Here is a 13,670-nt window from a genome sequence, read left to right on the forward strand (position 1 = left end):
TCCGTTATGCGGCGGTGAAGTTGTCCGGGTAGAGGTTCAGAATGTCGGCGATATCCTGCTTTGAAAGCCCGTAATGTTGGTTGATTGCGGCCATGCGGTTAACGAACTGAATCACCTTCAGCACGTCACCACGGCACGCAAACCGGTAACGCATGTGCGCCCCGATACCATCAGGATTTTTCTCTTCCAGGCGTTCCAGACAGATATCAAGCTCGCGCTCAAGCTCGCTCGCATAGTTGCGGCCAGATGAGAGCCGGCAATGGCGCAGGATATCATTTTCTGTCCACCCACCAGCCCCACAGCGCAGCATGTAGGTACGGGCACGGTGTTTCTTCGGAGTGCGTTTTGAGGCTTGAACGGTGTAGGCTGGTGGCGTAACATCAGATCCGCGAGTATCTGTGTTAACCGCCTGCTGTCCGGGGCGGTTTTCTTTTTGCATCACACCACCTTCCCGCGGCGCTCTGCCAGCCATTTGTTAATCTCTACCGCATTAAAAGCAGTGATTTTTTCCCCCAACTTAACCGGGGATGGAATGTGCTTATCGCGAACCCAGCGATCCAACGTGGCCACGTGAATGCCGAGGTGCTGAGCCAAGCGGAAGCGCCGAATGTAACCACTGGATGGAATTGTTACGCTAAGTGTTTCTTGCTCTTGCATATGCCCTGTAACCCCTCTGTTTCGGTTTATGCGTCGTTACAGGGCTTATGCTATACATCATGAGGAATGGTTGATAAGTGACGCCATTTTGTTTTTGTAGGTTAATATTTTATTAGCCTGGTGATATCAGTTCTTGTCACCCTTCATAGCCTCTCTCAGACATTTTATTATCTTGTCCTCACCCAAGGATATCGGTTTCTCATGTCGCCCCTCGACTATGCGCTTTGCCCAGGCCTGTTGTGTAATATCACCTTTCTTTCCTTTGCACGATTCAGGGTCATTTAAAAGCCAATAAATTGCTGCTTTATAAACCTCTTCTCTTTTACGTGCCGATATTTCAACGTTTCCATGTACATTATTAATGTCAAAAATTTCTTTCTCTTCATAAGAGAAACCATCCAAATCAAATGAATTATAAATACCCTCATTATTTTCAATGCAATCATGAAGTTTTTTAATCCAATGCCTTGAAAGAAGCACGTCATCTTTGCTTATTGTGTGATATTCTATTTTCTTATTAATGGCATTTATAATCTCTTCAGGGTTGGGGTCACCATGAGAAGGTCTAACCAATATAGGGAGTGTTTTTTCCCTAAATACATTCTCAGCCCTGAGAAAGGCGCGAATGTCATGCTTAATATACAAATCCATATGCTGATCAACAACGAGAGCTTCATTAAGCTCTATCTGACCAACAGAACTCAACTCCCTGATTCTATTAGGCCTAATAGCCCACAAGCCAAAAGCCCATCCTTTAACATGTATTCTATTTCCATCTCTATATACTTCTGGATTGTTCATGTCAGGCATGAAGTATGAAACGCGCCTTTCGACACTTAGAGTAACTTGGTTGTACTCTGAAATTAGTGATTCAAATAGCTCTGCGCTATCCTTCCCACCTACGTGATCAAAGGATAGAAAGCTTGGGAAATAATCAAGCCTAAGAGAAAGGCTAATAGCATTAATTTCAGCCCAATGAAACAAGTCATCGACTGAACAACCCAGCATACTACTGGCTTTTTGGAGATCGCAAAATTCTAGTGGTAAAATTCTGCTCTTGATGTTTTTATCTGGTCTCATAATAATCTCATTTAGCTGACGCGTTCATCGCGATGCTTATTGGCGTCACGTTATAATCTTCACCAGTTTCTAAGGCCACCAGCAGATTCGCCCACTGCGCCAGCGCCGCTTTCCGCTCATCAAAGTACTGGTGACGGTTATAAATACCCTCTATGCCCGGTATTTTATGGTTAAGGCAACGCTCGGCTATCACCGGGTCAATGCCTATCGCGGCCATCTGGGTGCGCATGGTTCGCCGCAGGTCATGTATACTGAACGGCTCAACGTCAGCCATCTCTTTCAGTACAGACGGCATAACCATATTCAGCGTGGCACGGCTAACGTGGGCCGTTGTTCTGGCGCGCCTGGCCGGAATTAACCAGCGACTATCACCGGCGAAAAGTCGAATCTCTTTAATCCATTCGATCACTGGCGCCGGCAGCGGGATATCGATGTCATCACCATTCTTTGCCCGCGAGCCAGGGAGGTGCCACACCTCGTTATCAAGGTCGAATTCCGACCATTCAGCGGCACAGAGCTCCATTTTGCGCACCCCAAGCGCCAGAATAATCTTGAAGGTCAGCTCATTCTCTCTGCTGATTCCGCGCCCTCGGCGTAGCGCCTTGAAGAACATAATCAGCTCATCACGGCTTAACGCACGTTTGCGCCCCTGCTCCTTCCCGCCAGCGTCTTTGGAGCCAAAGGATATCGCCGGGTTAACCTCTATCATTCCGCGTACCACAGCGTAATCAAACAGGCGTTTGAGCATGCGAAGTACATCATTAGCTACCGTGGGAGATCCGCGCTCTAAAACATCCTGCAGGACGCTATCAATGTGCCGCGGGCGAACGTCCTCTACTTTCATCTTTCCGATGAGCGCAACGATGTTCTTTTGCAGGCTGCTGCGGAAAAGTTCCGGGTGTTTGTAAGTGGTTTCTATCTGGCGGGCGTAATACTCAGCGGCAAGCTCTGAAACGTGAATGGCGTTCTTCTCAGCCTCAATCTTGGCTATTGCCTCAGCCTTGCGCTCCTGCTTCTCTGCGGCTACGTCATACCCGAGCGCTACCCGCGCGGATAGCTCTTTCGCTATATCTCGGGCTTTTGCCAGTGAGAAATCGGAATAAGAACCGATCATCATGGTGCGTGCCTTCCCCACCAGCTTATATCGATAGCGCCAAAAAGGAGTTTTATCCTCTTTTCGAAACCTCAGATAGAGGCCGTCACCGTCTGCTCGCCCCTCGAAGCGTTCCCCGCTCTTAATCCATGCGCGGATCTGCATGTCTGTAAGTTTTGGCATGTGCGAATACCTGAAAAATCCTTACCGTGATCCATTGGGTACACCGCGAAATGTACCCAAATTGCTTAGAGGTATACCCAAAACTTTGGCTAATGACCATGGGTACACCTCTGTGTACACGCCAATCATGCGCTTTGTTGCGCCTTTATGATAGCCCATGATAACAAAAAAGCCCGGCAGATGCGGGCTTTGGGTGTTTTGTGCTGGTGGGTGAATCGTCCTGATAGCTTATTTGCTTTTCTTGATGTGCTTGATCAAGCGCTTACGTTTACGCATCTGGTTCGGCGTCAGGGTGTTACGCTTGTTAGCGAACGGGTTTTCCCCTTCCTTGAACTGGATCCGGATCGGCGTGCCCATCACGTCCAGGGATTTACGGAAGTAGTTCATCAGATAGCGCTTGTAGGAATCCGGCAGATCCTTGACCTGGTTACCGTGGATCACCACGATAGGCGGGTTGTAGCCCCCGGCGTGGGCGTATTTCAGCTTCACGCGACGGCCACGCACCAGCGGTGGCTGATGATCTTCCGCCGCCATGTTCATGATCCGGGTCAGCATCGCGGTGCTTACGCGGCGCGTAGCGCTGTCGTAGGCTTCGCGTACCGATTCAAACAGGTTGCCGACGCCGCTGCCGTGCAGGGCGGAGATGAAGTGCACCCGGGCAAAGTCGATAAAGCCCAGACGATAGTCGAGGGTCTCCTTCACCTGCTCCTTCACTTCCTGACTGAGGCCATCCCACTTGTTAACGACGATCACCAGCGAACGGCCGCTGTTAAGAATAAAGCCCAGCAGCGAGAGGTCCTGGTCGGAGATCCCTTCGCGAGCATCGATCACCAGCAGCACGACGTTGGCGTCTTCAATCGCCTGCAGCGTTTTGATCACCGAGAACTTTTCCACTACGTCGGTGATTTTCCCGCGCTTGCGCACCCCGGCGGTATCGATGAGCACGTATTCGCGCTCGTCACGCTGCATCGGGATATAAATGCTGTCACGGGTGGTGCCCGGCATATCGTAAACCACCACGCGATCTTCACCGAGGATGCGATTGGTGAGGGTTGATTTACCGACATTAGGACGTCCGACAATCGCCAGCTTGATCGGCAGATCCTGCGGATTGAAGTCGTCTTCCGGCTCTTCTTCCGCTTCGCCATTCTGCTCGGCTTCGAATTTCGCCCAGTATTCGGCGTCTTCATCCACTTCTTCCTGCGGATTAACCTCATCGACCCATGGCAGCAGGGCCTGCTCCAGCAGGCTGGTCACGCCGCGGCCGTGCGAAGCGGCAATCGGATAGATATCGCCCAGGCCGAGCGACCAGAAGTCCGCCATTGCCTGGTCGACGTCGATGCCGTCGGTTTTGTTAGCCACCAGGAAGGTGGGCTTTTCACGAGAGCGCAGGTGTTTAGCGATCGCGATGTCCGCCGGCATCAGGCCCGCGCGCGCATCGACCATAAACAGCACCACATCGGCCTCTTCGATTGCCAGCAGCGACTGCTCCGCCATCCGGGTTTCCACGCCCTCTTCCGTACCATCAATACCACCGGTATCGATACAGATGAATTCGCGGCCTTCGACTTCGGCCCGACCGTACTTACGGTCACGAGTCAGCCCCGGGAAATCCGCAACCAGCGCATCACGAGTGCGCGTCAGGCGGTTAAAGAGCGTGGATTTTCCAACGTTAGGGCGCCCGACAAGCGCGACCACAGGTATCATGTTAAATGCCTCATACAATCACTAAGCAACATCGTCTTAACGACGTTTTTAAAAAAGTCAAAACGGCCCCTGTCTGCCAGGGGCCGTTTCTTAATCACTCACGACAGCGGTAATTAACGCGTAATCGCGTACAGCGTACCGTCTTTCGCCTGGATCAGCAGTCGACCATCGGCAACCACCGGGTCGGTCAGGAAGCCGGAACTATCGACTTTCTGCTGCGCCACAAAATGGCCATCTTCCGGATTAACCCAGTGCATGTAGCCTTCGCTATCGCCGACGACCAGATTGCCATTATACAACACCGGCGCGGTCAGCAAACGGTGCAGCAGATCGCTTTGCGTCCACAGGGTTACACCGCCGTCGGTGGTCAGTGCCAGCAGGCGATCGTTCTGGTCAACCAGGTAGATACGGTTACCATCGACGATGAAATCATTCACCGAACCCAGCTCGCGTTTCCACATAATCTGGCCGCTACGCAGGTCCAGCGCGGTCAGGTTACCGTTATAAGCCAGCGCATAAACCACACCGTTAACGATGATCGGCGTCGTGTCGACGTCGTTCAGGCGGTCAATTTCCGTCGGGCCGGTGGCCGTAGAAATACGCTGCTGCCAAATCATCTGCCCCTGCTGCATCAATACCGCGCTGACGCGGCCATTGTCGCCGCCCACGATCGCCGCGCCGTAGGCGGTGGCCGGAGCGGATTCGCCGCGCAGGGAGAGCGCAGGCATATCCAGGTTCACCGTCCATTTCACGGCGCCATCGGTCTCATTCAGCGCCTGCAGCTGGCCGTTACTGGTGTGGACCAGCACCATGCCATCGCTCACCACCGGGCGCGACAGCGCTTCGCCGGCGACGCGGGTTTGCCAGGCCACGGTACCATCGCTGGTATTCAGCGCATACAGCTGCGCTTTTTCACTGCCGATATAAACATGGCCGCCCGAGACGGTCACACCGCCGGAAAGCAGCGCCGGGGTACGCGAGAACCAGCCATCTTTCTCCGCAAGATTCACCGACCATACCTCTTTACCGTCGTCGGCATTCAGCGCTTTGACGGTGCCTTTACGGTCAGCGGCATAAACCACGCCGTCGGCGAAGGCCGGATGAAGGTTAGAGTAAAATTCGCCGATACCATCGCCAACCGAGGTGCTCCAGGACGTGGACGGCGTAAACTGGTTTTCTACCGTCGGCAGCGGTGACATTTTCACCACATCTTCTTCGCTATTAAACAGCGAACACCCGCTCAGCAAGGTAACGGAAAGCAGCCCTGGCAACAGTAATTTACGCAATTGCATCGAGTCCCTCTCAGATGGACAAATTATTCATTTTCATACGCATCATTTCGCTGAGCGCAGGAGAAGCATCGCTTTTCACGCCAGCTTCCCACGCCGCACGGGCCCCTTGCTTATCGCCTTTGCTCAACAGAATTTCGCCGCGCAAATCAGCCACAATGGCGGTCCAGCCCTCACCTTTGATGCTGTCGAGGGTTTTCAGCGCCGCATCAGCCTGTTTCATTTGCAGCTGAACGCGGGCCAGACGCATACTGATAACCGATTTCAGATTATCATCAGATGCGGCCGCCAGCCCCTGCTGCAGCTGCTTTTCAGCGTTCGGCAGATCGTTCTGTTCAACAAAATGCTGTGCCAGCTCGAGAGAGGCGAAGGCGCCGTAGGTATTTTTATTGTCAGTCGCGAATTTCTCTGCCCCTGACAGCACTTCTGGCGTATTCGATTTCAGCGCGGAAGTCGCCTTCTCGTAAGCCAGCGACGCGTCTCTGGCGGTATCCTGCTGATGGGAGGTCCAGTAGCGCCAGCCAACCAGCGCGCCAATCCCTAAAATCACCCCGACCGCCAGCGCTTTGCCGTTTTCGGCAAAGAAACGCTTCAGCGCATCGACCTGATCGTTCTCGTTGTTAAAAGTTTCCACGCAGTCCTTCTCCTGACTAATAATTCCCGGGAGATTAACCCAGAAGTGTGCGCAAATGCGCGGCAACGCTCTCCTGCGTTACGGTAGTTTGCTCACCTGAGCGTAAATCCTTCACTACCACGTTTCCGTCAGCAATCTCTGATTCACCGACCACCAGCGCGACGCGCGCCCCCCACTTGTCAGCGCGGGCGAACTGCTTCTTAAAGTTGCCGCCGCCGTGGTTGGTCATCAGCTTCACGCCGGGCAGCGCATCGCGAACCTGCTCAGCCAGACGCATTGCAGCAGACTGAGTATCGGTCCCGGAGGCTACCAGGTATATATCGACAACAGGATCGGCTTTAAATTCCGGATTCACTGCCTGGACCAGTAAAACAAGACGTTCCAGACCCATGGCAAAACCCACGCCCGGGGTAGCGCGACCGCCCAGCTGCTCAACCAGGCCGTCGTAACGACCGCCGGCGCAGACGGTGCCCTGGGAACCAAGGCTGGTGGTCACCCACTCGAACACGGTGCGGTTATAGTAATCAAGGCCGCGCACCAGGCGCTGGTTGACGGTGTAGCGGATCCCGGCATCGTCAAGCAGCGCGCACAGGCCGGCAAAGTGGGCTTTCGACTCTTCGTCAAGATAATCGCCGAGCGCCGGCGCGTCGTTGAGCAGCGCCTGAACGTCCGGGTTTTTGGAGTCCAGCACCCGCAGCGGGTTGGTATACATCCGGCGTTTACTGTCTTCATCCAGTTTATCGGTAAACTGCTCCAGGTATGCCACCAGCGCGTCGCGGTAGTTGGCGCGCGCTTCCAGCGAACCGATGGAGTTCAGCTCCAGGCTGACGTGCTCGGAGATGCCCAGCTCACGCCACCAGCGCGCGGTCAGCATAATCAGCTCCGCGTCGATGTCCGGGCCCTGCAGGCCAAACACTTCGGCGCCGATCTGATGGAACTGGCGGTAGCGACCTTTCTGCGGGCGCTCGTGACGGAACATTGGCCCGACGTACCACAGACGCTGTTCTTGATTGTACAGCAGACCATGTTCGATGCCGGCACGTACGCAGCCCGCCGTCCCTTCCGGACGCAGCGTCAGGCTGTCGCCATTGCGGTCTTCGAAGGTATACATCTCTTTTTCAACCACGTCGGTCACTTCGCCGATCGCGCGTTTGAATAACGGGGTCTGCTCTACAATCGGCAAACGGATTTCGCTGTAACCGTAGCTACCGAGCACCTGCTTCAGTGAGCCTTCAATGCGCTGCCAGAGAGCGGTTTCGCCCGGCAGATAATCGTTCATGCCACGGATGGCTTGAATGTTCTTTGCCACGTTTATTCTCTTTATATATACAAAAATGAACCCCGGCGCCTCGCGCCCGCAGGTTCAATCATACACGGGAAGCGTATCGCTTCCCAACACGTTATTTTGCTTCAACCTGTTGAACGTCAATCCGACGGGCTTCATCGAGCATCGAGGCTTTGGCGCGGATCCGCGCTTCCAGCTGGTCGATCATGTCGTTGTTGTCCAGGCGATCTTTACGCACGCCGTCTTCATACAGGCCGCTTTTCTTGTTGCCGCCGGTGACGCCAAGGGTGGAGACCAGCGCTTCGCCCGGGCCGTTCACCACGCAACCGATGATCGAAACATCCATCGGGGTGATGATATCTTCCAGACGCTGCTCCAGAGCATTCACCGTACCGATAACGTCAAACTCCTGGCGTGAACAGGTCGGGCAGGCGATAAAGTTAATGCCGCGGGAACGAATACGCAGAGATTTGAGGATATCGAAGCCGACCTTGATCTCTTCCACCGGATCCGCCGCCAGCGAGACGCGCAGCGTATCGCCGATCCCCTCGGACAGCAGTAGTCCCAGACCGATCGCCGATTTTACCGCGCCGCTGCGCGCGCCGCCCGCTTCGGTGATCCCAAGATGCAGCGGCTGATCGATCTGTTTCGCCAGCAGACGATAGGATTCCACCGCCAGGAAGACATCGGAGGCTTTAACGCTGACTTTAAACTGATCGAAGTTCAGACGATCGAGATGATCGACATGACGCATGGCGGATTCGAGCAGCGCCTGCGGCGTCGGCTCGCCATATTTTTCCTGCAGATCTTTTTCCAGCGAGCCGGCGTTGACGCCGATGCGGATCGGGATGTTTTTATCGCGAGCGCAATCTACAACCATGCGGATGCGCTCTTCGTTGCCAATGTTGCCCGGGTTGATACGCAGGCAGTCGACGCCATATTCCGCCACTTTCAGCGCAATACGGTAGTCAAAGTGGATATCGGCGACCAGCGGGACGTTAACCTGCTGTTTGATAAGTTTGAACGCTTCAGCAGCGTCCATCGTCGGAACAGAGACACGGACAATGTCCGCGCCTACGCGCTCTAACGCTTTGATTTGATTTACGGTCGCCGCCACATCGGTGGTGCGCGTATTGGTCATTGACTGAACGGCGATGGGAGCCCCATCGCCAATTGGCACATTACCAACGTAAATACGTTTAGATTTTCTACGTTGAATCGGAGCCTGGTTATGCATGAAAAATCTCCCGCGTTACCCGTCTGTTACTGCGCCGGTGATGATTCGGCATTGAGGGTCAGACGCGCAACCTGGTTAGTTCTGATAAAACGACTTAAATCGACAGGCTTGCCCAGATACTGGATCTGTACCGCGGCCGGGGCGCCAATTTTCAGCTTATACGGCGCCTGACCGCTCAGGTTCAGGTTACCGCCTTTACGCTGCAGGCCGCTGAACAGTTTTTTACCGGTGGCATCGCTCACTTCCAGCCAGCAGTCGGCGGAAAAGTTCATCACCAGATCCTGCGCCGACGCCGCCGGAGTCGTGACGTTCGCCTGATCGGTCGGCAACGGCGAGGCTGGGGTGGTAGCCGGAGCTGCCGGCGTCGTCCCCGCGGTATCGACATTGGCCTGGGAAGGGGCCACGACAGCGTTATTATCCGCTGGCGTCTGGGCCGGCGCGCTGGTGGTCGGTGCGCTGGCGGTATCGGTTGGCGCGCTGTTCGCGGCGCTATCGGCGGTCGGGGCTGCAGGGGCGCTGGTATCCAGCGGCACGTTCTGGCTGTTGGCGTCGCCGCCGTTCAGCTCAACGGAAGACTGATCGGCCATGGTCGAAATCTCTTCCTGCTGCGCCTTATGGTCTTGCCACCACCAGGCGCCGCTCAGACCGATAACCACAAACAGCACCAGCCAGGTGAAGCTCATCAGCCAGCCGTCGCGCTTTTTGCGGCGCTTGCCTAAAGAGAAACTCTGCATTGGCGCGACTTTCGCCGCGCGGATGGGCGCCTGCTTGGCCATCATCGGCAGCAGCTCGTCTTCTGGAATATGTACGAGGCGAGCGTAGGAGCGGATGTACCCGCGCAGGAAGGTGGAGGCGAGGTCGGCGGGGGCCTTATCGTCTTCAATATCACGAACCGTGGACACCTTCAGGCATAAGCGTTCGGCCACCGCTTGCTGGCTAAGTCCGAGTTGTTCGCGGGCGTGACGCAGACGCGCGCCCGTGGTGTTTGCTTCTTGATGATCTTGAGTGGCTTCAGTATTCATTCGCTACAACTACTGGTACGTGAAATTTAAAGTTCAGCGCGGGAAAAAGCCGGCGCCGCGAGACATCTGTGCTACGTCAGCCTCACAGTATAGGACTGTCAGCCGCGCGATCACAGAGACGAATCAAAATTGAATGCTAAGCGGTTGTTGTGCCGCTACATACTGCCTCAAAGTCGACAAAAACGCACCGTAATTATTAACCGAATCAGCGTATTTCGCCTGGCTATCGGCCATAAATATGACCCGTGCCGCCTGCGCTGCACGGGTCATCATTTGTCAGACCGCTTTTACGTCAATCGCTTCGCCCTGCATCCGCTTACGCAGCGTACGCTTGGTACGGTCAATGACGTCTCCCGCCAGCTGGCCGCAGGCGGCATCGATATCGTCGCCGCGCGTTTTACGCACGATGGTCGTAAAGCCGTACTCCATCAGGACTTTGGAGAAACGGTCGATGCGGCTGTTGGAGCTGCGGCCATACGGCGCGCCCGGGAACGGGTTCCATGGGATCAGGTTGATCTTGCACGGCGTATCTTTCAGCAGCGCCGCCAGCTCATGGGCGTGCTCGGTGCCGTCGTTGACGTGATCCAGCATCACGTACTCGATGGTCACCCGGCCCTGGTTGGCGTTGGACTTCGAAATATAGCCGCGCACCGAGTTGAGGAACGTCTCGATGTTGTACTTTTTGTTGATCGGGACGATTTCGTCACGAATGGTGTCGTTCGGCGCGTGCAAGGAGATCGCCAGCGCAACGTCGATCATATCGCCGAGTTTATCCAGCGCCGGCACCACGCCGGAGGTAGACAAGGTCACACGACGCTTGGAAAGGCCAAAGCCGAAATCGTCGAGCATGATTTCCATCGCCGGAACGACGTTGTTGAGGTTCAGCAGCGGCTCGCCCATGCCCATCATTACTACGTTGGTAATGGGACGCACGCCGGTGGTCTTCACCGCGCCGACGATCTTCGCCGCGCGCCAGACCTGGCCGATAATTTCGGATACCCGCAGGTTGCGGTTAAAGCCCTGCTGGGCGGTGGAGCAGAATTTGCACTCCAGCGCGCAGCCTACCTGGGAGGAGACGCACAGGGTGGCGCGGTCTTCTTCCGGGATATAGACGGTCTCGACGCGCTGATCGCCAACGGCAATCGCCCATTTAATGGTCCCGTCGGTTGAGCGTTGCTCTTCAACCACTTCCGGGGCGCGGATCTCCGCCACTTCTTTCAGTTTACTGCGCAGGACTTTGTTGATGTCGGTCATCTCATCAAAGTCGTCGCAGCAGTAGTGATACATCCATTTCATCACCTGATCGGCGCGGAAAGGCTTCTCGCCCATGTTTTTGAAAAACTCGCGCATCTGCTGACGGTTTAAATCCAGCAGGTTGACTTTGGCATCTTTGTTCGGCACCGTCAGAGCGGCGGTATCAGGCGTGACAATTTGTTCAGACATAATATTTTCCGGCCTCGTTATTACACGTTATGGCCCCAGGTGGGTTGAAAAAGAAACGCCCCGGAGAGCGACTGCTCGTCCAGGGGCGCTATATTCTACAAATTCTGGCGCATCATTGCCACGTTTGCACAAAGCAATGAAAAAAAATCTGTAACTGACTGCTCAATCCTCTAAGGCTTTTCGATTGTCGCAAGGCGGCAAGCAAGTGACAAATTCGTCGGGAACGAATTTGACCAGCCGTAGGCTGGCCTCCGGTGAGAGGCAGGAGCCTCTCATTAATCCCCGGGAGCATAGATAACTATGTGACCGGGGTGAACGCGCGCAGCCGACGCCGCGACGGTCGAAAAGACGAGGTTTGTATCTCCAAAGTATTTCAGGTCACAGCGAGACGGCGAGTTCGCAAATCCCGGGAGCATAGATAACTATGTGACCGGGGTGCGCGAAGGAAGCCAACAATGCTGTGGCGTGAAAGACGCAGGAGATTAGCGAGTGCGCGGGCAAACCTCGCCTTCAGCAAAGAAGAACGCGATTTCGCGGGCAGCGGATTCTACAGAGTCGGAACCGTGGGTGCCGTTCTCGGTGAAGCTGTCAGCGTAGTCAGCGCGCAGGGTACCCGCCAGGGCGTTTGCCGGATTGGTGGCGCCCAGCAGGTCACGGTGACGCTGTACCGCATTTTCGCCTTCCAGAACGGAAACCACGATCGGGCCGGAGGTCATGAACTCAACCAGACCGTCGAAGAACGGGCGACCTTCGTGCTCAGCATAAAAACCACGAGCCTGTTCAACGGTCAGGTGCAGCATTTTGGTGCCGACGATTTTGAACCCTGCAGCTTCAAAGCGGGAAAAGATGCTGCCAATAACGTTTTTTGCCACCGCGTTTGGTTTGATGATGGAAAAAGTACGTTCAATAGCCATGATTACCTCTAATTAAATGTTCTGTTGTTGCACATACGATTGTATGGCCTGGCGCGCATTATAATGAGCATCCCCGCCCCTGCCTACGGATGAAGGTAACATTTTGTTAAAATAAGATGAGTATTGAAAACACAAACCGCCAACAACAAATTCACCCTGGTTATTGCAGGGTAAAGCTGGCGGCCGCCGTCTGACCCGCTTCATCCATCACCACTAACTGCCACTCGCCGGGTTTATCCAGCATTAGCGTGGTTCTTGCGCCGGCGGCCTCTAACGGTTCGCCATTAATAAACCACCAGCGCCGCCCCTCCCCACCGCTGGTTTGTAGCGGCAACATCACCCGCGCCTCACCCGGGAGACGTTTTATCACTGCCCCATCACGGATGCCGGACAGCACCAGCGGCGCGGTATCCTGAGTCTGTAACGGCGGGCATGACTCCGATGCCGGTCCCAGGCGCGCGCGCCGCCTTTCGCTGGCCGGCAGCCAGGGATCCAGCGGCAGCGGCCAGACTTCGACCTGGCTTTCCCGAGCGCCGGGACAATCCGCCGCCACCCGTTCGCCGTGTTCATTGCGCCACACCGGGAAGCGGATCCCGCGTACGCTCTCCTGCCCCGGCAGCAGCAGGGGCGGCGGCTGGCTGGCATCCAAAAGCCAGCTGGCCAGGCGACGACGACAGTTGCTGTCGCCCGCCGGCAGATCCTGCCCGCCAGGCCAGCAGATTGTCCCCTGGCTGACCGTTGCCGGGCGCGGATCGCTCGGCAGCCCGCCGCGGCTCATCGCCGGGCGGGCCAGCAGCAGATTATTGACCTGGTTGAGCAGCGGCACGGCGCTGGCGAAGCCAAACTGGCCCACCACCGGCGTACCGTCCGGGCGCCCGGTCCAGATGCCTATCAGATATCGCGCATTGAGGCCGACCGCCCACGCGTCGCGATAGCCGTAGCTGGTGCCGGTTTTCCACGCCAGCGGCACCGCCTGCGGCAGCGAGGCATCGGGAACCGGTTGCGCTTCGCCGGCCAAAATACGCCGGACGATCCATGCCGCCCCGGGCGACATCAGCGCGCGCTCGGTCAATGGATCGCTCGGCTTCAGGCGCAGCCGCGCCGCCTTGCCATGGCGGGCGAAGGC

12 protein-coding genes and 1 pseudogene are annotated in these 13,670 nt (G+C 55.7%); all 13 read right to left on the reverse strand.

Annotation, left to right across the window (positions count from 1 at the left end):
• Nucleotides 1-4: 4 nt before the first annotated feature.
• Complete coding sequence (locus tag KHQ28_RS09405; protein WP_064147903.1) at nt 5-439, reverse strand: hypothetical protein; 435 nt, start codon at nt 437-439, stop codon at nt 5-7.
• A complete protein-coding gene (locus KHQ28_RS09410; protein ID WP_004866314.1) occupies nt 439-657 on the reverse strand; it encodes an AlpA family transcriptional regulator in 219 nt (72 codons plus the stop codon). The genes KHQ28_RS09405 and KHQ28_RS09410 overlap by 1 nt, the downstream gene beginning before the upstream one ends.
• A gap of 126 nt (nt 658-783) precedes the next feature.
• On the reverse strand, nt 784-1,737 hold the full coding sequence (locus tag KHQ28_RS09415) for a hypothetical protein (protein WP_064147902.1): 954 nt from the start codon (nt 1,735-1,737) through the stop codon (nt 784-786).
• 7 nt (nt 1,738-1,744) lie between these two features.
• Nucleotides 1,745-3,013, reverse strand: coding sequence for a site-specific integrase (locus KHQ28_RS09420; RefSeq protein WP_029497047.1), 1,269 nt, complete (start codon nt 3,011-3,013; stop codon nt 1,745-1,747).
• Between the two features lie 228 nt (nt 3,014-3,241).
• The gene (der, locus tag KHQ28_RS09425; protein ID WP_004144309.1) at nt 3,242-4,720 is read right to left on the reverse strand and encodes a ribosome biogenesis GTPase Der; all 1,479 of its coding nucleotides are present in this window, start codon (nt 4,718-4,720) and stop codon (nt 3,242-3,244) included.
• 113 nt (nt 4,721-4,833) lie between these two features.
• The gene (gene bamB / locus KHQ28_RS09430; protein WP_002913889.1) at nt 4,834-6,012 is read right to left on the reverse strand and encodes an outer membrane protein assembly factor BamB; all 1,179 of its coding nucleotides are present in this window, start codon (nt 6,010-6,012) and stop codon (nt 4,834-4,836) included.
• Between the two features lie 10 nt (nt 6,013-6,022).
• Nucleotides 6,023-6,643 (reverse strand): YfgM family protein, encoded by a 621-nt coding sequence (locus tag KHQ28_RS09435; protein ID WP_032418505.1) that lies wholly within the window; start codon nt 6,641-6,643, stop codon nt 6,023-6,025.
• A gap of 34 nt (nt 6,644-6,677) precedes the next feature.
• Nucleotides 6,678-7,952 carry a histidine--tRNA ligase gene (hisS, locus tag KHQ28_RS09440; protein ID WP_004149335.1) on the reverse strand — a complete coding sequence of 425 codons (1,275 nt, stop codon included), beginning with the start codon at nt 7,950-7,952 and terminating at the stop codon, nt 6,678-6,680.
• A gap of 91 nt (nt 7,953-8,043) precedes the next feature.
• Complete coding sequence (gene ispG, locus KHQ28_RS09445) at nt 8,044-9,165, reverse strand: flavodoxin-dependent (E)-4-hydroxy-3-methylbut-2-enyl-diphosphate synthase (protein ID WP_002913892.1); 1,122 nt, start codon at nt 9,163-9,165, stop codon at nt 8,044-8,046.
• Between the two features lie 26 nt (nt 9,166-9,191).
• Nucleotides 9,192-10,187, reverse strand: a complete 996-nt coding sequence (gene rodZ, locus KHQ28_RS09450) for a cytoskeleton protein RodZ (protein WP_032418504.1) — start codon at nt 10,185-10,187, stop codon at nt 9,192-9,194.
• 276 nt (nt 10,188-10,463) lie between these two features.
• Nucleotides 10,464-11,630: a bifunctional tRNA (adenosine(37)-C2)-methyltransferase TrmG/ribosomal RNA large subunit methyltransferase RlmN gene (locus tag KHQ28_RS09455; RefSeq protein ID WP_032418503.1), complete on the reverse strand. Its 1,167-nt coding sequence runs from the start codon at nt 11,628-11,630 to the stop codon at nt 10,464-10,466.
• 482 nt (nt 11,631-12,112) lie between these two features.
• Nucleotides 12,113-12,544, reverse strand: coding sequence for a nucleoside-diphosphate kinase (gene ndk / locus KHQ28_RS09460; protein WP_004144312.1), 432 nt, complete (start codon nt 12,542-12,544; stop codon nt 12,113-12,115).
• A 160-nt stretch (nt 12,545-12,704) separates the two neighbouring features.
• Nucleotides 12,705-13,670, reverse strand: a pseudogene (locus KHQ28_RS29170) (penicillin-binding protein 1C); the annotation flags it as partial.

It is taken from the genome of Klebsiella sp. 28 (assembly GCF_018223905.1).
Taxonomy (GTDB): Bacteria; Pseudomonadota; Gammaproteobacteria; order Enterobacterales; family Enterobacteriaceae; genus Klebsiella; species Klebsiella pneumoniae.